This window comes from Bradyrhizobium sp. USDA 4449, assembly GCF_054056275.1.
This window is the reverse complement of record NZ_JBSRYD010000001.1, coordinates 6,979,927-7,002,046: the sequence shown is the minus strand read 5'-3', so window position 1 is coordinate 7,002,046 and position 22,120 is coordinate 6,979,927. Positions and strand designations below refer to the sequence as shown.

Here is a 22,120-nt window from a genome sequence, read left to right as displayed (position 1 = left end):
CACGTTCTGCGAGCATTCGGCAGGTCGACTCGGACAAACCACCGGTTTCATTTCACGGATTGTTAGAGGCTCGAAGGCACCGTCCGCCGGTCGTTTGATCAATGTCGGTCAGACAGGACGCGTAGCTACCAGAAAGGTAACAGTATGTCCGGTATCGTTCTCTCCGCCTCGGTTCGCCAGAACCTGCTCTCCCTCCAGTCCACCGCTGACCTGCTCGCCACCACCCAGAACCATCTGGCCACCGGCAACAAGGTGAACTCGGCGCTCGATAACCCCACCAACTTCTTCACGGCCCAGTCGCTCGACAACCGCGCCAGCGACATCAACAACCTGCTCGATGGCATTGGCAACGGTGTGCAGGTGCTTCAGGCCGCCAACACCGGCATCACCTCGCTGTCGAAGCTGATCGACTCCGCAAAGTCGATCGCCAATCAGGCGCTGCAGACCACGGTCGGCTATTCGACCAAGTCGAACGTCTCGACCACGATCGCGGGTGCGACCGCGTCCGACCTGCGCGGCACGACGACCTACACCAGCGCGACTGCGCTGACCAACGTGCTGTTCTCCGGCGCCGCCGGCGGCGCGACGGCGGCTGCGGGCAGCACCACGCTCGGCGGCACCATCGGCGCGACGACCGGCAGCCAGGTGAAGGACAACCAGACCACGGCAACGGCCATCACCACCGGCACCCTGCTGTACGGCACCGGCGGCGGCACGCCAGCCAACGCGGGTCTGTCACTGATCGGAGCCACGCAGTTCACGGACGGCACGAGCTTCACGGTCAACGGTCACTCGATCACCTTCAAGTCCGGCGACCTTCCGAGTGTTACGGGGTCGACCAACACCCTGCCGGCCGGTTACGGCCAAACCGGCAACATCGCCACCGACGGCAATGGCAACTCGATCGTCTATCTGGGCTCCGGTGCGTCCAACTCCACCGCGACAGTGGGCGACGTTCTGAACGCCATCGACCTCGCGAGCGGCGTGCAGAACGCTGTGGTGAACACGACCGCCGGTACTGCCGCTCTCTCGACCCCGACGGGCAACACTGCGTCCTCGATCACCGGCGGTAAGATCACGCTCGAGACCTCGACGGGCGGCGATCTGAATGTCGTCGGCAAGGCTGACCTGCTGGGTGCCCTCGGATTGACCAGTGCGACCGGCTCGGGCAACGCCACGGTCACCGCGACCCGAACGACCGCCTCGGGCAGCCTCGGCTCGCTGATCTCGGATGGTTCGACGCTGAACGTCAACGGCAAGACCATCACGTTCAAGAACGCGGTGGTGCCTGCGGCGGCCAACGTTCCGACCGGCTCCAGCATTGCCGGCACCGGCAGCAACGTGGTCACTGACGGCAACGGCAACTCGACGGTGTATCTGCAGGCGGGCAAGGTGTCCGACGTGCTGACCGCGATCGACCTCGCCACCGGCGTGCAGACGATCAAGTCCACCACCTCGGGCACGGCGACCTTGCAGACCACCGCGGGCGCGACGAACTCCTCGATCGTCGCCGGCGCGCTGCACATCTCGACCGGTGCGAACTCGGATCTGTCGATCACCGGTGCGGGCAACGCACTGTCCTCGCTCGGTCTCACCGGTTCGACCGGCACCGGCACAGCGTTCACCGCGAGCCGCACCGCTGGAGCCGGCGGTATCTCCGGCAAGACCTTGACCTTCACCTCCTTCAACGGCGGTACGGCGGTCAACGTCACCTTCGGCGACGGCACCGGCGGCACGGTCAAGACGCTCGATCAGCTCAACACGCAGCTTCAGGCCAACAACCTGACCGCCACGATCGACGCCAACGGCCTGCTCACGGTGTCCGCGACCAACGACTATGCGTCCTCGACGATCGGCTCTGCCTCCGCCGGTGGTACGATTGGCGGTACGGTTACGACGTCGCTGACTTGGTCGAACGCCTCCGCGCCGGTTGCTGACGCGGTTGCCCAGGCCACCCGTACCAACCTGGTGTCCCAGTACAACAACATCTTGCAGCAGATCGACACGACTTCACAGGACGCGTCCTTCAACGGCGTGAACCTGCTCAATGGCGATCAGCTCAAGCTGGTGTTCGACGAGACCGGCAAGTCGAGCCTGAACATCACCGGCGTGACCTTCAACTCGAAGGGTCTGGGTCTGGCCTCGCTGGTGCAGGGCACCGACTTCATCGACAACTCAGCCTCCAACAAGGTGCTGGCTAACCTGAACACGGCGTCGAGCACGCTGCGTTCTGAAGCTTCAACCCTTGGTTCGAACCTCTCCGTCGTGCAGGTGCGTCAGGACTTCAACAAGAACCTGATCAACGTGCTGCAGACCGGTTCGTCCAACCTGACGCTGGCCGACACCAATGTCGAAGCCGCCAACAGCCAGGCGCTGTCGACCCGCCAGTCGATTGCGGTCTCCGCACTGTCGCTGGCCAACCAGTCGCAGCAGAGCGTGCTCCAGCTGCTCCGCTAATAGCGGCTGACATCACGAAAGAAAATCGACGGCGGGGCTTCGGTCCCGCCGTTTTCTTTGTGCGCATGCAATCGAAACGCGCTTTTGCAGCTGCCAAAAAGTAACCGCTGGTTATGGTTAACGGGGAGCAAACGCGAGAGAAAGCCGAGAGATTTCAAATGGATCATCATCGCGTGAAAAGGACTTCCGCCGCCTTATGGTGAATCGGCGCTTACGGTTCGAGATTGGATTTCACCCTTTGTTAGCCATGTCCGCGCAGGCTGTGCGCGTCACTCGATCCGAAGCGATCGAACGAAGACGCGTAAACCAGAAGGGTAAGAGTTATGTCCGGTATCGTTCTCTCTGCGTCGGTTCGTCAGAACCTGCTGTCTCTCCAGTCCACCGCCGACCTGCTCGCCACCACCCAGTCCCGTCTGTCGACCGGCAAGAAGGTGAACTCGGCGCTCGACAACCCCACCAACTTCTTCACGGCCCAGTCGCTCGACAACCGCGCCAGCGACATCAACAACCTGCTCGATGGCATCGCCAACGGTGTGCAGGTGCTTCAGGCCGCCAACACCGGCATCACCTCGCTGTCGAAGCTGCTCGACAGCGCAAAGTCGATCGCCAATCAGGCGCTGCAGACCACGGTCGGCTATTCGTCCAAGTCGAACGTCTCGACCACGATCGCGGGCGCAACCGCGGCAGATCTGCGCGGCACGACCACTTATTCCAGCGCGACCGCGCTCTCGAACGTGCTGTTCTCCGGCACCGCCGGTGGCACGACGGCGGCTGCGGGCAGCACCACGCTCGGCGGCACCATCGGCGCGACGACCGGCAGCCAGGTGAAGGACAACCAGACCACGGCAACGGCCATCACCACCGGCACCCTGCTGTACGGCACCGGCGGCGGCACGCCAGCCAACGCGGGTCTGTCACTGATCGGAGCCACGCAGTTTACGGACGGCACGAGCTTCACGGTCAACGGTCACTCGATCACCTTCAAGTCCGGCGACCTTCCGAGTGTTACGGGGTCGACCAACACCCTGCCGGCCGGTTACGGCCAAACCGGCAACATCGCCACCGACGGCAATGGCAACTCGATCGTCTATCTGGGCTCCGGTGCGTCCAACTCCACCGCGACAGTGGGCGACGTTCTGAACGCCATCGACCTCGCGAGCGGCGTGCAGAACGCTGTGGTGAACACGACCGCCGGTACTGCCGCTCTCTCGACCCCGACGGGCAACACTGCGTCCTCGATCACCGGCGGTAAGATCACGCTCGAGACCTCGACGGGCGGCGATCTGAATGTCGTCGGCAAGGCTGACCTGCTGGGTGCCCTGGGATTGACCAGTGCGACCGGCTCGGGCAACGCCACGGTCACCGCAACCCGAACGACCGCCTCGGGCAGCCTCGGCTCGCTGATCTCGGATGGTTCGACGCTGAACGTCAACGGCAAGACCATCACGTTCAAGAACGCGGTGGTGCCTGCGGCGGCCAACGTTCCGACCGGCTCCAGCATTGCCGGCACCGGCAGCAACGTGGTCACCGACGGCAACGGCAACTCGACGGTGTATCTGCAGGCGGGCAAGGTGTCCGACGTGCTGACCGCGATCGACCTCGCCACCGGCGTGCAGACGATCAAGTCCACCACCTCGGGCACGGCGACCTTGCAGACCACCGCGGGCGCGACGAACTCCTCGATCGTCGCCGGCGCGCTGCACATCTCGACCGGTGCGAACTCGGATCTGTCGATCACCGGTTCTGGCAACGCACTGTCCTCGCTCGGTCTCACCGGTTCGACCGGCACCGGCACAGCGTTCACCGCGAGCCGTGCCGCCGCACCCGGCAGCATCTCCGGCAAAACCTTGACCTTCGCCTCCTTCAACGGCGGTACGGCGGTCAATGTCACCTTCGGCGACGGCACCGGCGGCACGGTCAAGACGCTCGATCAGCTCAACACGCAGCTTCAAGCCAACAACCTGACCGCCACGATCGACGCCAACGGCCTGCTCACGGTGTCCGTGACCAACGACTATGCGTCTTCGACAATCGGCTCGGCTGTTGCCGGTGGTGCGATCGGCGGCACGATTACCACAGCCCTGACGTGGACCAATGCGACCACTCCGACCGTCGATCCGGTTGCTCAGGCCACTCGTTCGAACCTGGTTGCGCAGTACAACAACATCATGTCGCAGATCGACACGACCTCGGTCGACTCGTCCTTCAACGGCGTAAACCTGCTCAATGGCGATCAGCTCAAGCTGGTGTTCGACGAGACCGGCAAGTCGAGCCTGAACATCACCGGCGTGACCTTCAACTCGAAGGGTCTGGGTTTGGCTGGCCTGGTGCAGGGCACCGACTTCATCGACAACTCCGCGACCAACAAGGTGCTCACCAGCCTGAACGCGGCATCGAGCACACTGCGGTCGGAAGCGTCGACCCTCGGTTCGAACCTCTCCGTGGTGCAGGTGCGCCAGGACTTCAACAAGAACCTGATCAACGTGCTGCAGACCGGTTCATCCAACCTGACGCTGGCCGACACCAACGAGGAGGCGGCCAACAGCCAGGCGCTGTCGACCCGCCAGTCGATCGCGGTGTCCGCGCTGTCACTGGCCAACACCTCGCAGCAGAGCGTGCTCCAGCTGCTCCGCTAGTAAGCAACTGAAATTACAACATAAAAGAGAGCGGCGGGGCTTCGGTCCCGCCGCTTTTTGTTGCCTCCAATTGGCGGGCAGGGCGCTAACCCGGCATTAACCCTATCCCTTAAGTCGCCGTTAACCATACTTTAAAGGACAGACCCTAAAACTCGACCAAAGCCCGCTTTCAGATCGGCGAGCCCGATTCGTATCCGGTTCAAAAGGAAGACCGCCAATGTCCAACATCGTTCTCTCGGCGTCAGTTCGCCAGAACCTGTTGTCGCTGCAATCAACGGCCGACCTCCTCGCCACCACCCAGTCGCGCCTTTCGACCGGCAAGAAGGTCAACTCGGCGCTGGACAATCCGACGAATTTCTTCACGGCGCAGGGGTTGGACAACCGGGCGAGCGACATCAGCAACCTGCTCGACGGCATCAATAACGGTGTGCAGGTGCTCCAGGCGGCGAACACCGGCATCACTTCGCTGCAGAAGCTGATCGACAGCGCGAAATCGATCGCCAATCAAGCGCTCCAGACCACGGTTGGCTACTCGACAAAGTCGAACATTTCGACCACGATCCCCGGCGCGACGCCTGCGGACCTGCGCGGCACCACGAGCTATGGCAGCGCAACGGCGTCCAGCAATGTTCTCTTCGACGGCACGGCCGGTGGTACGACGGCTGCTCTGGCGACGACCTTGCTGGGCAGCGCCGCCCAGGGCAGCTACGTCACCCCCGCCGCATCTGCGGTGAAGGCTTCCGACAACTCGACGTTGCTGGCCGGCACTGCGACCCTGATCGGCGTCGGCGGTGCTTCAAACCTCGTCGCCTCGTCTCCCTCGGACGGCGATACGATGACCGTCAACGGCCACACGATTACCTTCCGCGCCGGCTCCGCTCCGGCCGGCACGGCCATTCCGGCCGGATCGGGCGTCAACGCCGGCGGCACGATTCTCACTGACGGCAACGGCAATTCGACCGTCTATCTCGGCACGACGGGTGCACCGGTTGCGAAGGTCAATGACCTGCTGAGTGCGATCGACCTCGCCAGCGGCGTGAAGACCGCTTCGATCAACAACAGCGGTGTTGCGACCATCGGCGTAGCCTCCGGCGCGACGCCTTCGTCTCTTGCCAGCGGTATCGCGACGATCGAGACCTCGACGGGCGCCGACGTGTCCATCACGGGCAAGGCCGACTTCCTCAACGCCTTGGGCCTCACCACTGCAACGGGTGGCGGCAACGCGACGCTGAATATCGCGCGCGCGACCGCTCCCGGCTCCCTCGGTTCGCTGATCCAGGACGGCTCGACGCTCAATGTCGACGGGCACGTCATCACCTTCAAGAACGCACCGGTTCCGGGTTCGACGAATGCTCCGGCCGTTCCGAGCGGCTTCGGCGTCAGCGGTCACGTCGAGACCGACGGCAACGGCAACTCGACGGTCTATCTACAGACCGGCACGATCGCCGATGTGCTGAAGGCGATCGACTTCGCGACCGGCGTGCAGACCTTCACACTGAACGGCAGTGGCGGTGGTACGCTTGCGACCGCGTCGGGGCAGAGCGCTTCGTCGATTAATACCTCCGGCCAGCTCAAGCTGTCGACCGGCATCAATGCTGATCTATCGATCACGGGCACAGGGAATTCGTTGGCCGCGCTCGGACTGGCCGGCAACACCGGCACCGCGTCGGCTTTCACCGCGGCCCGCCAGAGCGGCGTTGGCGGCATCAGCGGCAAGACCCTGACCTTCACCTCGTTCAACGGCGGAACGCCGGTCAACGTCACGTTCGGTGACGGCACCAACGGCACGGTCAAGACGCTCGACCAGCTCAACGCGCAGCTTCAGGCGAACCACTTGACGGCAACCATCGACGCCAATGGCGTGCTTACGGTTTCCACTGTCAACGAATACGCGTCCTCGACGCTGGGTTCCACGATCGCCGGCGGTGCGGTCGGCGGTACCATCACGAGCTCGCTCACGTTCACGACCGCACAGCCGCCGATCCAGGATCCGGTCGCGCAGACGGCGCGTTCAAGTCTCGTCGGCCAATTCAACAACATTCTGGCGCAGATCGATACGACCTCGCAGGACTCCTCCTTCAACGGCGTCAACCTGCTCAATGGCGATACGCTGAAGCTCATCTTCAACGAGACCGGCAGCTCGACGCTCAACATCAACGGCGTGGTGTTCAACGCGGCGGGTCTCGGCCTCAGCAACCTCGTCAACGGCGTCGACTTCATCGACAATGGCGCGACCAACAAGGTGCTCGCGAGCCTGAACGCCGCCTCCAGCACGCTGCGCTCGGAAGGCTCGGCGCTCGGCTCCAATCTGTCGATCGTGCAGGTGCGTCAGGACTTCTCGAAGAACCTGATCAACGTGCTGCAAACCGGCTCGTCCAACCTGACGCTGGCCGACACCAACGAGGAAGCGGCCAACAGCCAGGCGTTGTCGACCCGTCAGTCGATCGCGGTCTCCGCGCTGTCGCTGGCGAACCAGTCGCAGCAGAGCGTGCTGCAGCTGCTCAAGTAATTTCGCCGCGAGATCGCCGGCCGATGAGTCGCGGCGGGGCCACGCCCCGCCGTTGTTTTGAGGGAGTTCGCTAAGACTGGATTAGCTGCGATCGCTGGGCATGATGCAGTGCAGGTTTACAGCTTGCGTCTTGCGCTTCTATCATCGCGCTCAGGAAGTGACCCGTAATAATCCGGAGAGCTTCCAGGCGCACATGTAAGCAAATCTTAAGCGGCGCTGCATAGGGTTGGGAAAGAAATCCTTAAGTCCGTTCAACGGGCTAGGAAGATTCCAAGGTGTGATTGATGTCGAATTCCGCTGCCTCGGCCTACGCGCGTGTCGCAACGACCACCGCATCTCCTCGCGACGTTGAGGCGCAGACCTTGTTGAAGGCCGCGAACAAGCTCCAGGACGCGATCAACGCCGCCGATCCGTTCAGCGAGCAGACCACACAGGCGCTGATGTTCAATCGCAAGCTCTGGACCATCTTCCTCAGCGAAGCCATGCGCGAGAACAATCCGCAGCCGCTCGAGGTCCGGCAGAAGATCGCCAATATCAGCGTGTTCGTGCTGAGCCAGACCGCGGCGCTGCAGATGAGCCCGCAGTTCGATCATTTCCGCCCGCTGATCGAGATCAACCGCAACATCGCTGCCGGTCTGTCCGGCCGTCCCTGAGCGGAGCGCAGCCATGGCCGACGTCATGAGCATCCTGTCGAGCGCGTACAAGTCGGCAAGCGTATCTGCGCCGAGCAAGACAAGGTATGTGGCGGTCGACCCGACGCTCTATCAGGGGAGCTGGAGCGGCACCTATTCCGACGGCAAGAAGTTCTCGCTCAACATCTCGCAGGTCAACGGATTTCGGGCGCAGATCCGCTACCAGAGCAACGGCACGTCGCAGTATCAGCAGGTGCTGATCAAGGACAACTCGTTCCGATTCGGCAACACGAAGTTCACGCTGACCAATGTCGGAAAGGCGCAGATCAAGAACGTCGTCACCGATCCCGCGACCGGCTCGACCTATCTCGACACCGCGCAGGCCACGCTCGGTACCTGATCGTCAGGCGCTGAGGTCCGTATTGAGCGGACGGTTGGGTTCCGATTTCAAATCAATTGCGTGGAAATAGGCGCGCCGGCGCAGCATCGCCTCGTCGGGGAACTGGTTCACCACCGCATCCGTCTTTTCATTGACGACCTGGAAGACCATGGATGCAGCCGCCTGGTCGAACACGACCTGCCGCGAAATGTTCTCATTGCTGCTTTGAAGATCATTGCGCGCAGGCGCGGTCGTATCGCCTGCGGCGACCGTCTGGCTCACCGGCAAATCGGTTTGTACGGCATCGTTCGCCGCCGAATTCGACGTCGTTACGATCTGTACGGGGGCCGGTATCCCCACCGGCCTGATGCTGAAATCTGTACTCATGGCAGCCTCCTGGTTGCCTTATGTGAGTCAAATCCCAACCCCTCTCAATACGCAACCATGGAACACCAGGATTGAACATCCAGTAAGGAAACGTACCTAACCGCGCAACGCTTTGGGCGTGCGGTTTTTCGTAAAATTGGAGACAGTTCCGTGTGCGCGCTCAGAGCGTGCGACTGACCGCGAGCGGCGTGATGTGACGCGGGCCGGGCGTCGCGCGGCGTCCCGCAGCAGTATAGGTATTCGGCACGTTGCGCTTCTGGATCTCGGCGTTGACGCCGCGCACGACGCTTTCGGAAACCGCATGCGCGGTCGCGAGCACGGTGAGGTTGACCTGAAGCATGGCACGGAAAGCGTCGTGGTGGCGGTGCAGTGTCGAGAGCAGCTCGGGCGCGGATTTCGCCAGCCTGTCCTGGTTGGCCTTCAACTGGCTGACGGCCCCGACGTAGCGCCGCGACAGCTCCTGCTTCTTGCCTTCCATCGTCATCGCCTCGCGGACCTTGCCGGCGCGGACCAGTTCGGTCTCGCGTTCGATCAAGCCGAGCAGGGCGTTCATCGCATCCATCAGGTCTTCGGCGAGCTTGCGCGCCTCGGCGTTGCCCTGCGCGTCGTTCGGGCGCTGTGCGGGCATCGGCTGACGTGACGCGTTGAAGTGGTTCATCTCGTTTGACCCTATGCCGTGCGAAGAGTGGTTTTGGCCTGCTGCATGATCAGGGTGCGGTACACGTCGCGGGAAATACCGACACCCCCGGCGCTGGCGAAGTTCTTGGAATATTGCTCGGTCAGCATCGAGCGCCACACGCCGGTGCCCGGCGTATCCCCGAACGGGCCTTCGCCCTTCAGGCCCGAAGTCATCTGCGCGAACATGCTGTTGAGGAACATGCCCTCGAAGTCGGTGGCGGTCTTCTGTGCCTTGGCTTGCTGCTGCGGCGAAACCTTCTGAAGCGCGGCAGCGAGTTCGAAGTCGGGCCGGCCGTTGCGGCTTTCGACCGAGAAGGCCGGATTCGAGGAGAGGGCGGCGGTGACGCGTGTGCTGTTGAGCATGCCCGTCTGCATCACATCACCTCGATGTCGGCTTCGATCGCACCGGCGGCCTTGATCGCCTGGAGGATGCTGATGAGGTCGCGCGGGCCGATGCCGAGGCCGTTGAGGCCGTCGACGAGTTGCTGAAGCGAGACGCCGTCCTTGACCACGGCGAACTTCTTGCCGTCCTCCGTGACGCCGACGCTGGAGCGCGGCGTGACCACGGTGCGGCCCCGTGACAGCGGGTTGGGCTGGCTCACCTGCGGGCTCTCGGAGATCGTGACCGTGAGATTGCCCTGCGCGACCGCGACTGTGGCGACGCGAACGTCGCGGCCCATCACGATGATACCCGAACGTTCGTCGATGATGATCTTGGCGGCGAGGTCAGGATCGACCTGGAGCTGCTCGATCTCGGTCAGGAAAGCGACCACGTTGCCTTTGAACTCCGGCGGGATCGTCAGCTGCACGGTCGAGGGATCGATCGGCTCGGCGCTCTTGACGCCGAGATAGTCGTTGATCGCAGCCGCAATGCGCTTGGCGGTGGTGAAGTCCGCGTTGCGCAGCGCGAGCCGCACGTTCGGCAGGCGGTTCAGCGCAAACTCGATCTCGCGCTCGATGATGGCGCCGTTGGCGATGCGGCCCACGGTCGGAACTCCGCGCACGATCTTCGCCGCTTCGCCCTCGGCATTGAAACCGGAGATCGCGAGTGAGCCCTGCGCGACCGAATAGACGTTGCCGTCGGCGCCGAGCAGGGGGGTGACGAGCAGGGTGCCGCCGCGCAAATCCTTGGCATCGCCGAGCGCTGATACGGTGACGTCCATGCGCGTGCCTTGCGTCGCGAAGGCCGGCAGGTTGCCTGTGACCATCACGGCGGCGACGTTGCCGGTGCGGATGGTGGCGCCGCGGATGTTGACGCCCATGCGCTCGAGCATCGCCTGCAGCGACTGCTTGGTGAAGGGGATGTTGTTGAGGGTGTCGCCGGTGCCGTTGAGGCCGACTACGAGGCCATAGCCGATGAGCTGGTTCTGCCGCACACCTTCGATATTGGCGAGATCCTTGATGCGCGAGGTCGCGTTTGCGGACGCGGCCGAAATGGCCAGCGCTGACAGCGCGGCACAGGCCAGCCCAAAAATCCTCACCCAACGAACGCCTGGCATCCTCTGCTCCCCAAGGCTCCTCAAAGAGCCTCCTCACACCTCGGACCTGCCAGACACTCCCATGACGAGCTGGTCCGGCGCTTTCCCTGCGAGCACTGTGCCAACCCGGAGCAGAGGGACTAGGCGATTGAAAAGGTTGAATAAATCTCTTTAGATCGAGGCTAGCCGCCGTTCGCCCTGAGGAGCGAAACTGCCGCCTGTCGGCAGATATTGCCGGGCCGTTTACGCCCCGTTAACCATAAAGCGGCGAATGTGGCGCATCGATCACCCGGATTGCTCCGATGCGCATCTACGGACCGAATGGCACCACGCTTGGGACTCCGGCCAGCCAGGCCAGGCGAACGAGCTCCGGCACCTTCGTGCTGCCCGATACCTCGTCGGCGCAGGAGGCACGCAGCGCCGCCGCACCGAAGGCCACCGCCAACATCGACGGGCTGCTCGCGCTGCAAGGCATCGAGGAAGATCCCATCGAGCGCCGCAAGCGCTCGGTCGCCCGCGGCAAGACCGCGCTCGACGTGCTCGACGATCTCAAGATGGGACTGTTGTCCGGCAATCTCGACGCCTCGACGGTGATGCGGCTGCGCGATGCGGCGGCAAACCTGAAATCGTCCTCCGGCGATCCCGGTCTCGATTCCGTGCTGTCCGAGATCGAGCTGCGCGTCGAGGTCGAACTGGCGAAGGCCGGGCAGGCGTAGTCGTTATCCGTCACGCTGAGGTGCGCGCCCTGCAAAGCAGGGCAAGCCTCGAAGGGCGACGGCCCGGCTGTATCTCGGCCGTTCATCCTTCGAGGCTCCCGGCGCGATGCTTTGCATCGCGCCACTCGCACCTCTCAGGATGACGGGTCCTCTAGCGGTCTGCCTCACCTTTTACGCCGCTTCCTCCTGCTGCTGCGCGTCGTAGCGGCGCTGGGCGGCGAGCACGTCTTTCAAATTCTCCTCGGCCCAGTCGCGCAATGGATCTACCGCGGCGGCGAGTGTCACGCCGAGTTGCGTGATCGAATATTCAACCGTCACCGGCACGGTCGCGATGGCGCGGCGCTTGAGCAGGCCGTCGCGTTCGAGCGACTTGAGAACCTGGCTCAGCATCTTCTGCGAGATACCTTCGATCGTGCGGCGCAACCGATTGAAGCGCATCGGCTCCTCGCGCAGCAGCAACAGGATCAGCACGGCCCATTTGTCGCCGACGCGATCGAGGATTTGGCGTGTCGGGCACTCGGCGGCATAGACATTGGGTTTCATCTCGGTTCCTTGCGCTCGCCTGGCTCGGCTTCGGTTACTCCCGCGTAAGCAGGTAAGCACAAAGTGCTCTCTTAACACCAGCATTCTTTGCGATATCTAGTCACCAGTGGTTACTATTAGAAGCAAAGGAGCCTTCCATGAAAATCGCAGTTGCCGGCGCCTCGGGCCGGGCCGGTTCGGAAATCACCAAGGAACTGTCCCGCCGCGGCCATGCGGTTACCGCCATCGCCCGGAACCCCGAGAAGATTGCGGCACTGCCAAACGTCACGCCGACCAAGGGCGACGTGCTCGACCAGGTCGGTCTCGCCAAACTCTGGACCGGGCATGACGTTGCGGTGAGCTCCGTCCACTTCCTGGCGAGCGACCCGCACAAGCTGATCCGCGCGGCCAAGGATTCGAAAGTTGGCCGCTATCTGGTCGTTGGCGGCGCTGGCAGTCTGGAGGTCGCTCCCGGTGTCAAACTGGTCACAACCCCGGGTTTTCCGGCCCAGTACAAGGCCGAGGCGGAAGCTGGCGGCGTCTTCCTCGACCTGTTGCGGCAGGAAAACGATCTGAACTGGACCTTCATCTCGCCATCCGCATTGTTCGTCGAGGGGGCCCGCACGGGCCAGTTCCGGCTCGGCACCGACCAGCTTCTCGCAGATGCGAACGGGAAGAGCTGGATCAGCTTCGCCGATTACGCCATCGCGCTTGCCGACGAGATCGAGAAGCCGGCGCATCTGCGGCAGCGTTTCACGGTGGGCTACTAGGCTTTTGGCCGCCCCCCGGGTATTTGCGGATAAACGTTCCTGTGCAAGGGCTTGGGGGCGGTAACTGCGCCATTAAGGAAATATTGTCTGTCACAAGGGGTAGCTATATAAGCCCCGGCTCAACGGACCCGTTTCGTTGCGAGTCGTTGCTTAAATAGATAGGCCGCCCTTGGAAAAGTTGAAAAACTACCGACCGACCGAAAAAGAGCCTTTCATGAACGACCGGCAGAAGGAGTACTTCCGTTTGAAGCTCCTCGCCTGGAAGGATGAGATCCTGAAAGAGTCCAAGCTCACCCTGCAGGCTCTGCAGGAGGAGAACGTGAACCACCCCGATCTTGCCGATCGGGCATCGTCGGAAACCGACCGTGCTATCGAACTCCGCGCCCGCGACCGCCAGCGCAAGTTGATCGCCAAGATCGACGCCGCGCTCCAGCGCATCGAGGACAATACCTACGGCTATTGCGAGGACACCGGCGAGCCGATCTCTCTGAAGCGGCTCGAAGCCCGGCCCATCGCGACGCTCTCGGTGGAAGCGCAGGAGCGCCACGAGAAACGCGAGAAGGTCTATCGCGACGAATAGAGTCCGGGCCGCAGTGATGCGGCTCTTCGTTTTTGGACGCAAGGCGCGCCGTTTCGCGCCGTAATCTGCGCTGTGCCTATCGCTTGCCGCGGCGTGCTTGACGGGTACGCGATGGCGAAAAGCGAATCGCGATCAATGGGCTAGAGTCCATTGCTGCAAGCTCACGTGAATTCACATGAGACATAGCCTTCGCTTCAGGTGCGGGAGGTTTTGCGAGTCGCATCAAGGAGATCGACTCGCATGCTGAGACTCTGATCAAGCTGCATCAAGCCTCGCTGCAATCCGGCCTCGTGCGAGGCTGCAACGCGCATCCCCATGAAGCCTGGACCAGCTCAATATTTCCTTAAGGCGGATAAGAGGCCGTCGGCCGCATCCGTCAGCGCGCAATCCACCCGCATGGGCGCATGCCTCCGGCGCTTGTCAGGCTCCGGCGGGGATGCTGAAGTGCCGGCCATGCTTGTGGTCGCGTGGGAGGCGGCGCCGATGGACAAAATTCTTGAAGCCGCAAAGGCGATCGCGCTGGCGCGCCGCAACCATGCGCCGCTCGCGGCGCTCGAAGTTCCGCCTGCTGATGAGGCCGCGGGCTATCAGGTCCAGCGTGCGCTGCATGATCTCCTGCTGCCTCATGTCGGGCCGCTGGTCGGCTACAAGATCGGCTGCACCAGCCAGGTCATGCAGGAGTATATCGGCATTCCGCACCCCTGCGGCGGGGGTGTGTTCCAGAAGGGTGTGCACGACAGCGGCGTGGAGCTCGCGGTCGCCGACTATGTCCGTGTCGGTGTCGAATGCGAGATCGCGGTGCGGCTAAAGCGCAACCTCGCCGCCGGCGAGGCGCCGTTCACCGCCGAATGGGTCGGCGAAGCCGTTGAAAGCTACCATCCCGCCATCGAGATCGTGGACGACCGCTACGTGAAGTGGGAGACGATGGGCGCGCCGACGCTGATCGCGGATGATTTCTTCGCCGCCGGCTGTGTGCTGGGCGCCTCGGTTCCGCGCTCGTCGGTACCGGACCTGAAAGCGGTCAAGGGCCGCGCCATCGTCAACGGAGAGGAGGTCAGCCACGGCACTGGCGCTGACGTGCTCGGCCACCCCCACAACGCCCTCGCCTGGCTCGCCAACCACCTCGCCGCCGAAGGCAAGGGCTTGCACGCGGGACAGCTCGTGCTGACGGGCAGCCTGGTGAAGACGCTGTGGCTGAAAGCCGGCGACAAGGTGCGGATGGAGCTGGACGGCCTGGGCGTGGCGGAGGCGGCGTTTACGTAGCGCTCTCTCCACCGTCATTGCTGTCGATGTTCACTAATTCGCGCGCGCGCGCGCCTGATTGGATCGCGGTGGTCTTACTCGCGGCAGCGTCGATACGATTGCACGGAGCTGCCTCGGAGCCACAGCGACACGTCAGGCCAAATACATGCGGCCCTCGCCAGGGGAGCTAGCGAGGGCCGCGTAGTACATCGTCGTTCGCGCCTAGGTTCGCGAACACGATGTGGGAGCTCCTAGAGAAGGCTAGAAGGGCAGCAGCACGTCCATGACTTGCTGGCCGTAGCGGGGCTGCTGCACGTCCGTGATCTGGCCGCGGCCGCCGTAGGCGATGCGGGCCTGGGCGATCTTGCTGGAATCGATGGTGTTGTCGCTCTGGATGTCTTCGGGGCGGACGATGCCGGCGACCACGAGCTCGCGGATCTCGTAGTTGACGCGGATCTCCTGCTTGCCTTCGACCACGAGATTGCCGTTCGGCAGCACCTGGGTCACGACGGCCGCGACGTTGGTCTGCAACGCTTCCGTGCGGTTGACCGAGCCCTTGCCATCGCTGGAGGCGGTGGAGTCGGCAGTCAGGATACGGCCGGGCAGCACCTTCTGCGCCTGCGCGCCGAGCGTTTTCGCGCCGATGAAATCGGTGATGCCCGAATCTTCCTTGTTGGACCGGCTGCGCTGGGTCTCGTTCTCGATATTGGCCTTGTCGGTGATGTTCACGGTCACCGTCAGGAGGTCGCCGACATGGGTGGCGCGCTGATCCTTGAAGAAGGCGCGGCTGCCGTTACGCCACAGCGAGTTCGGGTTGTAGGAGGCGACTTCCGGCTTCGGCATCGGCATCTGCACCGGCTTGTAGCCGGGCTGCGTCGTCGGATTGTCGATCGCCGACAATTTCGGTTGCTCGCCGATCTGCGACAAGCGGTCGATCGAGGAGCAGCCGCCCAGCGCGCTGGCTGTCAGCAGCAGGGCAGAGATCGCGATGCGACGAAGGCGGTAAGCCGAACTGAAAGCGGACATGACTAACTCTTACTTTGCCTGTGCTTGCGAGACGCGAGCTTGCGGAATCTGGGCTTGTGCAATCTGGCCCGGCGACGAAGGCGCCTGGACCAGGTTGCGGACGAGGGCCTCGGTGTCGACCGGGGCGGGCGCTTCGTCGCGCTTGAGCGAGGAGGTCTGCTCGACCGCGGCCGGCATCGGCGCGGACTGGCTGGCGCCCTGCACGGTGACCTGGCCGCGGCCGGTGACGACGCCGGTCAGCGTCCGCTTGGTCTGCGGATTGAGGACACTCACGGTGTCGCCCTCGGCACCGCCCTCCATCGCCTTGCCGCGCGTGGTGAGATAGATCCCGGGGACCTGGTAGATGACGGTGACGCTCTGGTCGCGCGACACGAATTCGGGCTTGGCGAGGTCGGCAACGCGGATCGGCATGCCGGCGCGCATCGGCCGGCGCAGCTGCATGCCGACGGCGCGTTCGCGCAGCGCGGGCTCGCCGGTCACTTCGGCCTTCGGCCGGCGCTCTTGCGCGACGTCGGAGGATTTCAGCATCTCGCTGCGGTCGATGTCGCGGGTCAGAACGGCAACCTCAACCGTCTCGATCGCGGTGCCGGTGAAGTGCAGCTTGGTCGGGACCGTACCCTCGTTCCCGACCTCGAAGGAGATGTCGAAGCGGCCGCTGCGGGCATCGTAGCGGGTCGCAACCGCCTGGAGCGCGCCGGTGTTGGTGGCATCGAGCCGCATGTCGGACATGCCACGGTCGAAGGTGACCGTGATGTTGGCGGCGTCGCCAAGGCCGAAACGGCGCTCGAGTGCGGAGGCGACTGCGTTTTCGAGATCCTTGCTGGCAAGGGTGCGGGCGAGCCGGGTGACCTGGACTTCCGTGATGTCGCCGGTCATCACGCCGATCACCTGCTTGGCGCGCAGCACGCTCAGGACCTGGGCGACGGGCAGCGCGCCGGTGGTGCCGAGATCGGGCGAGCGATAGACGGGGATCTGCGCGGCCGAACCGGCATTGTCGATGAGATCGCCGACCCGGACCACGTCCGACGTCACGGTGACGCTGGCGCGCAGCGTCGGCGTTGCGATGCCGTCGTCGGCAGCCTGCGCCGGCAGCGCCAGCACGAACAGCGCGGAGAGGGTGAGAAGCGCGGTGCGGATCATGTTCATCACCTCAGCGGAACAGCGCCGTGGTCGATTGCATCATCTGGTCGGCGGCGCTGATCACCTTTGCGTTCATCTCGTAGGCGCGCTGCGCGGCGATCAGGTCGCTCATCTCCGAGACGACGTCGACATTGGCCTGTTCGAGGCTGCCCTGGGTGATCTTGCCGTAGCCTTCGGAGTTCGCGGTGCCGTCCTGAGGCGTGCCCGACGACGTCGTCTCGACGAACTGGTTGCTGCCGACCGGCTGCAGGCCCGCCTTGTTGATGAAACGGGTCACGCCGATCTGGCCGAGAATGGTGTTGGTCGACGAGCCCGGCAGCGTCACGGTCACCTGGCCCTGCTCGTTGACGGTGATGCCCGAGGCGTTGTTCGGGATCGTGATGGTCGGCTGCACCGGGTTACCTCCCGCGGTGACGACCCGGCCCTGATTGTCCATCTGGAACGTGCCGTCGCGTGTGTACTGGAAGGTGCCGTCAGGCATCAGGATCTTGAAGAAGCCTTCGCCCGAGATCGCGAGGTCGAGATCGTTGCCGGTTTGCGACAGCGTGCCCTGGGTCATGCTGCGCGGCGTGCCGACGGTCTTGACGCCCCCGCCGATGTCGACGCCGACGGGCAGGATGGTGCCCTGGTCCGAAGCCTGCGCGCCGACGCGACGGATGTGTTCGTAGATCAGGTCCTGGAACGCCGCGGTCTGCTTCTTGAAGCCGGTGGTGCGCAGGTTGGCGATGTTGTTGGAGATCACCTGAACGTTCAGTTCCTGTGCCGCCATTCCGGTCGCTGCGGTGTGAAGCGCCTGCATGTCAGTTCTCCCTCAATCAGGCCGGAACGTCGGCGAGCTTTTCGATTGCCGATTTGTGGAGGTCGCTCTGCTGCTGGAGCAGGTTGGCGATCGCCGTGTAGCTGCGCATCACCTCGACCATGCGGCTCATCTCGCCGACCGAATTCACGTTCGACTTCTCGATGTAGCCCTGCTGCAGGGTGGACTTGGCGTCGGGCTGCTGGTTGGCGGAGCCGACGTCGTACAGATTGGCGCCGAGCTTGGTGAGCTTGGCCGGATCGTCGAAACTCACCATGCGGATCTTGCCGCGGATCGAGTCCGTCTTGGCGGTGCCCTCCAGCACCGTCACGGTGCCGTCCGGGGCGACGTTGATGTCGTGGTCGGTCGGCTGGAAAACGATCGGGCCGGCGGTGCCGAGCACGAGATTGCCGTCGGAGGTCATGAGCTGGCCGGTGCTGCTGAGCGCGAATTTGCCGTCGCGGGTGTAGAGCTCGGCGCCGTTGGCCTGCACGGCGAAGAAGGCGTTGCCGCTGATCGCCATGTCGAGCGGGTTGTTGGTGGCCTCCATCGGTCCCCTGGCCGACGTCGCGATAGGTGCCGCGGTCCTGCACATAGGAGACCCGGCGGTCGGAGCCGACGAAATTGTCCTCATGAGCGTTCGAGCGGAGAAACTCCTCGAACAGCGAATGGTCAGCCTTGAAGCCGTTGGTGTTCACGTTGGCGACGTTGTTGGCGATGACATCCATCTGCCGTTCCAACGTCATCTGCCGTGACAAGCCGATCAGAAGCGCGTTCTGCATCGGTCAATCTCCCCTCGAGTGAGCCCGGCCATTTCGCTCTCCCAAGCGCCTTGGCCGATCCCGTGAAAGAGCCCGTCTGGTTCTCCCAAACCGTTCGGTCTCGGCCCTCTCTGAGCGAAAGTCGTGCCAATTTGAAATGATGTGTGATTACAATGGGTTGGTGATTTTTTCGGGGCTCCCGGCATGGGGCAGAAAGGTTCTGTTAGCCATGTTTGCCCGGCAGATTTTTCCTAGCAGGGGCCCAATCGAAAGGTTCCGTTAACCATTATTACCGTAGCGTTTGCAGCGAAGAGGAGCGCTTTGCGCCGGGACATTCGTATCGCGTCACTGTCTGCCAGGAGGCTTTGCTCTCTCGCCCTCTATGAGATCAGCGAGCCCGGACGACCATGGCAGAGAGTGAAGCGGAAGGCGGCGCAGCCGCCGAAGGTGCGGAAGCCGCTGCCCCCAAGAGCAAGTTCAAGCTGATCCTGATCGTCGTTGCCGCGCTGGTCCTGCTCGGCGGCGGCGCTGCGACCTGGTTCCTGTTCTTCCGTCACGGCGACGAGGAGCATCATGCCGAGGCCGCGCCCCCGCCGAAGCCGCCGGCCTTCGTCGAGGTGCCCGACATGATGGTCAACCTCGCCGGCGCGCCGGGCGAGCGCGTGCAATATCTCAAGCTCAAGATCGTGCTCGAGCTGAAGGAAGAGAAGCAGATCGAGGCGATCAAGCCGTCGATGCCGCGGGTCACCGACATCTTCCAGACCTATGTGCGCGAGCTTCGTTCCTCCGACCTCAACGGCTCCGCCGGCGTCTTCCGTCTCAAGGAAGAGCTGACCAAGCGGGTCAACGCCGCGGTCGCGCCGATCCAGGTCAGCGCGGTGCTGTTCAAGGAAGTCGTGCTCCAGTGACGACGCTGCGGAAGGGTACGGGCTAGCGTCATGGCCGGCACCGAACAGATGGACCAGGATGCGATTGCCGCCCAATGGGAGGCGTCGCTCGATTCCGAGGATCCCGCGGAGGCCGCGAAGGCTGCTGCTGAAAACGAACTTTCGGAGACCATGGCCCTGCAATGGGCAGCCATGGTCGAGGACGGCAGCCGCGATCTCGGCAACGGCAAGAACTCCGGCGAGCGCGTTCTCTCGCAGGAGGAGATCGACAATCTTCTCGGCTTTACCGTCGGCGACGTCACCCTCGACGATCATTCCGGCATCCGCGCGATCATCGATTCGGCGATGGTCTCCTATGAGCGTCTGCCGATGCTCGAAATCGTCTTCGACCGCCTGGTGCGGTTGTTGACGACGTCCTTGCGCAATTTCACCTCCGACAACGTCGAAGTCTCGCTCGACCGCATCACCTCGGTGCGCTTCGGCGATTACATGAACTCGATCCCGCTGCCTGCCGTGCTCTCGGTGTTCAAGGCCGAGGAGTGGGAAAACTTCGGCATGGCGACGGTCGATTCCAACCTGATCTACTCGATGATCGACGTGCTGCTCGGTGGTCGCCGCGGCTCGAGCCAGCTTCGCATCGAAGGCCGGCCCTACACCACGATCGAGACCGAGTTGGTCAAGCGCCTGGTCGAAGTGGTGCTGGCCGATGCCGAGCAGGCGTTCCGGCCGCTGTCGCCAGTGACCTTTACCATCGACCGGCTCGAGACCAATCCGCGCTTTGCAGCGATCAGCCGTCCCGCTAACGCCGCGATCCTTGTGCGCCTGCGCATCGACATGGAAGATCGCGGTGGCAATATCGAGCTGCTGCTTCCCTACGCGACCATCGAACCGATCCGGGGCGTGCTGCTCCAGATGTTCATGGGCGAGAAGTTCGGCCGCGACCCGATCTGGGAAGGCCATTTCGCAACCGAGATCAACCAGGCCGAGATCGCGGTCGATGCCGTGCTCTACGAAGCCGACATCCCGCTCAAGCAGCTGATGCGGCTCAAGGTCGGAGACACGCTGCCGCTGGACATGCGCGCCGACGCCAACGTGACCGTGCGCTGCGGCGACGTCACCCTGACCGAGGGGCGGATGGGTCGGGTCGGCGACCGGGTCGCGATCCGCGTGACGAAACCCTTGCGCAAGCCAAGTACGACGCTTGCGATGTTCGAGAAGGTGGACGAACAGAACAAGCTGATGGAGGCCCCATGAACCACTTCCTGGGAATGGCGATCGAGACGCTGGTGGCTATCCTGCTCATGCTCACGATCGGTTATTGCATGCTGCTCAACAAGCGGCTGACGCGGCTGAAGGCGGACGAGCATTCGCTGAAGGCCGTGATCGGCGAGCTAATCACCGCGACCGAGATCGCCGAGCGCGCGATCGGCGGGCTCAAGCTGGCGGTGCGCGACGTCAACGAGAATCTCGGCAGCCAGCTGGCCGCCGCCACGCACATGTCCGACCAGCTCTACAAGCAGCTTGGCGAAGCCGACAACGTGGTGCGCCGGCTCTCCAAGATCGCGATCGCGGCGCGCCCCGTGACGAATCCCGAAGCCGCAGCCGCCCCCGCCACCAAGCCGTCTGCGGCCAAGGCGGTTGCAGCTGCTGCCGAAGCCTTCTCCGAGCGCCGAAGGTCCAACGGTCTCGCCGCATAAAGTCAGGGTATGAAGTCCTTTCGTAACATCCGCGTCATTCCGGTCGTCCTGGTTGCGGTCGCAGGTCTCGCCGTGCTGAAAGTGGCGGGGCTCGTGATCAATGGCGGCTATGTCTTCGACTACCAGCCGAACTCGATGAAGAAGTCCTGGGCGCAGGAGAACCTGAACTTTCCGACCGGGCGAGACGACCCCGACATCACCGGCTCGACGCATGGCGCGCCGAAGGAAGCACCGAAGCCGGCTGCGCCCGAGACCAAGCCCGAGGGCACCCCGGTGAAGATGGACGAGGCCCAGCCGCAGGTTTCGGCCTCGGAGCGCGCGATCCTGGAACGCTTGCAGTCGCGCCGTCAGGAGATTGAGGCCCGCCAGCGCGAGATCGACATCCGCGAGAGCCTGTTGAAATCGGCCGAGAAGCGCATCGAAGGCAAGGTCGAGGAGATGAAGGCGGTGGAGTCCCGCATCACGGCGACCCAGGCCGAACAGAGGGCCGCCGAGGCCCAGCGCCTGAAGGGCCTCGTGACCATGTATGAGGGCATGAAGCCCAAGGACGCCGCGCGGGTGTTCGACCGGCTCGAGATGAGCGTGCTGATCGAGATCGCCTCGGCGATCGCCCCGCGCAAGATGTCCGACATTCTGGGACTGATGTCGTCGGAAGCCGCCGAGCGGCTGACGGTCGAGATGGCGCGCCGAGCCAACGGGGGCGGGGATCAGGCTGCTTCCGCCGGCGATCTCCCGAAGATCGACGGCAAGCCGACGCAAAAGCCGAATTGAGGGCTCATACTTAAGAAGTCCTTAATTGCGAAAACCTACATTCGAAGGCATGGGCC

The 22,120-nt window shown here is 63.5% G+C and carries 21 protein-coding genes and 1 pseudogene; 13 read left to right on the top strand and 9 right to left on the bottom strand.

Going from position 1 to position 22,120, the window contains the following annotated elements; all coding sequences use genetic code 11:
* Positions 1-144: 144 nt before the first annotated feature.
* The 5 genes from ACVIIW_RS33090 (at position 145) to ACVIIW_RS33070 (ending at position 8,634) form a co-directional block, all read left to right on the top strand.
* Positions 145-2,457 (top strand): DUF1522 domain-containing protein, encoded by a 2,313-nt coding sequence (locus ACVIIW_RS33090; RefSeq protein WP_456704534.1) that lies wholly within the window; start codon positions 145-147, stop codon positions 2,455-2,457.
* Positions 2,458-2,780: 323 nt separating this feature from the next.
* Positions 2,781-5,093 carry a DUF1522 domain-containing protein gene (locus tag ACVIIW_RS33085; protein ID WP_456704533.1) on the top strand — a complete coding sequence of 771 codons (2,313 nt, stop codon included), beginning with the start codon at positions 2,781-2,783 and terminating at the stop codon, positions 5,091-5,093.
* 217 nt (positions 5,094-5,310) lie between these two features.
* Positions 5,311-7,602, top strand: a complete 2,292-nt coding sequence (locus ACVIIW_RS33080) for a DUF1522 domain-containing protein (protein ID WP_456704532.1) — start codon at positions 5,311-5,313, stop codon at positions 7,600-7,602.
* A 284-nt stretch (positions 7,603-7,886) separates the two neighbouring features.
* Positions 7,887-8,255 carry a flagellar biosynthesis regulator FlaF gene (gene flaF / locus ACVIIW_RS33075; protein ID WP_092228151.1) on the top strand — a complete coding sequence of 123 codons (369 nt, stop codon included), beginning with the start codon at positions 7,887-7,889 and terminating at the stop codon, positions 8,253-8,255.
* 13 nt (positions 8,256-8,268) lie between these two features.
* Positions 8,269-8,634, top strand: coding sequence for a hypothetical protein (locus ACVIIW_RS33070; protein ID WP_456704531.1), 366 nt, complete (start codon positions 8,269-8,271; stop codon positions 8,632-8,634).
* Between the two features lie 3 nt (positions 8,635-8,637).
* Here ACVIIW_RS33070 and ACVIIW_RS33065 read toward each other — a convergent pair whose 3' ends face one another.
* From ACVIIW_RS33065 to ACVIIW_RS33050, 4 genes are all read right to left on the bottom strand, one after another.
* Positions 8,638-9,000, bottom strand: a complete 363-nt coding sequence (locus ACVIIW_RS33065) for a hypothetical protein (protein ID WP_456704530.1) — start codon at positions 8,998-9,000, stop codon at positions 8,638-8,640.
* Positions 9,001-9,160: 160 nt separating this feature from the next.
* Positions 9,161-9,658, bottom strand: a complete 498-nt coding sequence (locus tag ACVIIW_RS33060; RefSeq protein WP_456704529.1) for a hypothetical protein — start codon at positions 9,656-9,658, stop codon at positions 9,161-9,163.
* Between the two features lie 11 nt (positions 9,659-9,669).
* On the bottom strand, positions 9,670-10,053 hold the full coding sequence (gene flgJ / locus ACVIIW_RS33055; protein WP_456704528.1) for a flagellar assembly peptidoglycan hydrolase FlgJ: 384 nt from the start codon (positions 10,051-10,053) through the stop codon (positions 9,670-9,672).
* Entirely contained in the window at positions 10,053-11,177 is a 1,125-nt protein-coding gene (locus ACVIIW_RS33050; protein WP_456704527.1) for a flagellar basal body P-ring protein FlgI, read from the bottom strand. The genes flgJ and ACVIIW_RS33050 overlap by 1 nt, the downstream gene beginning before the upstream one ends.
* A gap of 281 nt (positions 11,178-11,458) precedes the next feature.
* On the opposite strand from ACVIIW_RS33050, the gene ACVIIW_RS33045 reads away from it, so the two are divergent.
* The gene (locus ACVIIW_RS33045; protein ID WP_456704526.1) at positions 11,459-11,872 is read left to right on the top strand and encodes a flagellar assembly protein FliX; all 414 of its coding nucleotides are present in this window, start codon (positions 11,459-11,461) and stop codon (positions 11,870-11,872) included.
* A 171-nt stretch (positions 11,873-12,043) separates the two neighbouring features.
* Here the strand turns inward: ACVIIW_RS33045 and ACVIIW_RS33040 are convergent, their stop codons facing one another.
* Complete coding sequence (locus ACVIIW_RS33040; RefSeq protein ID WP_456704525.1) at positions 12,044-12,415, bottom strand: winged helix-turn-helix transcriptional regulator; 372 nt, start codon at positions 12,413-12,415, stop codon at positions 12,044-12,046.
* Between the two features lie 137 nt (positions 12,416-12,552).
* On the opposite strand from ACVIIW_RS33040, the gene ACVIIW_RS33035 reads away from it, so the two are divergent.
* From ACVIIW_RS33035 to ACVIIW_RS33025, 3 genes are all read left to right on the top strand, one after another.
* Positions 12,553-13,164 carry an NAD(P)-dependent oxidoreductase gene (locus ACVIIW_RS33035; RefSeq protein WP_456704524.1) on the top strand — a complete coding sequence of 204 codons (612 nt, stop codon included), beginning with the start codon at positions 12,553-12,555 and terminating at the stop codon, positions 13,162-13,164.
* 214 nt (positions 13,165-13,378) lie between these two features.
* Positions 13,379-13,744: an RNA polymerase-binding protein DksA gene (gene dksA, locus ACVIIW_RS33030; protein ID WP_008554760.1), complete on the top strand. Its 366-nt coding sequence runs from the start codon at positions 13,379-13,381 to the stop codon at positions 13,742-13,744.
* A gap of 483 nt (positions 13,745-14,227) precedes the next feature.
* Positions 14,228-15,007: a 2-keto-4-pentenoate hydratase gene (locus ACVIIW_RS33025; RefSeq protein ID WP_456704523.1), complete on the top strand. Its 780-nt coding sequence runs from the start codon at positions 14,228-14,230 to the stop codon at positions 15,005-15,007.
* A 240-nt stretch (positions 15,008-15,247) separates the two neighbouring features.
* On the opposite strand, the gene flgH is transcribed toward ACVIIW_RS33025, so the two are convergent.
* The 4 genes and pseudogenes from flgH to flgF form a co-directional block, all read right to left on the bottom strand.
* Positions 15,248-16,012, bottom strand: a complete 765-nt coding sequence (gene flgH, locus ACVIIW_RS33020; protein ID WP_456704522.1) for a flagellar basal body L-ring protein FlgH — start codon at positions 16,010-16,012, stop codon at positions 15,248-15,250.
* A gap of 9 nt (positions 16,013-16,021) precedes the next feature.
* A complete protein-coding gene (flgA, locus tag ACVIIW_RS33015; RefSeq protein ID WP_456704521.1) occupies positions 16,022-17,152 on the bottom strand; it encodes a flagellar basal body P-ring formation chaperone FlgA in 1,131 nt (376 codons plus the stop codon).
* Positions 17,153-17,162: 10 nt separating this feature from the next.
* On the bottom strand, positions 17,163-17,951 hold the full coding sequence (gene flgG, locus ACVIIW_RS33010; protein ID WP_092228140.1) for a flagellar basal-body rod protein FlgG: 789 nt from the start codon (positions 17,949-17,951) through the stop codon (positions 17,163-17,165).
* Between the two features lie 16 nt (positions 17,952-17,967).
* Positions 17,968-18,730: pseudogene (gene flgF, locus ACVIIW_RS33005) on the bottom strand (flagellar basal-body rod protein FlgF).
* Between the two features lie 386 nt (positions 18,731-19,116).
* On the opposite strand from flgF, the gene fliL reads away from it, so the two are divergent.
* From fliL to ACVIIW_RS32985, 4 genes are read left to right on the top strand one after another with little or no spacing between them, the layout of a single operon-like run.
* Positions 19,117-19,617, top strand: coding sequence for a flagellar basal body-associated protein FliL (gene fliL, locus ACVIIW_RS33000; protein WP_456704520.1), 501 nt, complete (start codon positions 19,117-19,119; stop codon positions 19,615-19,617).
* 30 nt (positions 19,618-19,647) lie between these two features.
* A complete protein-coding gene (gene fliM / locus ACVIIW_RS32995; protein ID WP_456704519.1) occupies positions 19,648-20,850 on the top strand; it encodes a flagellar motor switch protein FliM in 1,203 nt (400 codons plus the stop codon).
* Positions 20,847-21,293 carry a DUF6468 domain-containing protein gene (locus tag ACVIIW_RS32990; protein ID WP_456704518.1) on the top strand — a complete coding sequence of 149 codons (447 nt, stop codon included), beginning with the start codon at positions 20,847-20,849 and terminating at the stop codon, positions 21,291-21,293. The genes fliM and ACVIIW_RS32990 overlap by 4 nt, the downstream gene beginning before the upstream one ends.
* Positions 21,294-21,302: 9 nt before the next feature.
* Positions 21,303-22,064: a MotE family protein gene (locus ACVIIW_RS32985; RefSeq protein ID WP_456704517.1), complete on the top strand. Its 762-nt coding sequence runs from the start codon at positions 21,303-21,305 to the stop codon at positions 22,062-22,064.
* The last annotated feature ends 56 nt before the right edge of the window (positions 22,065-22,120 follow it).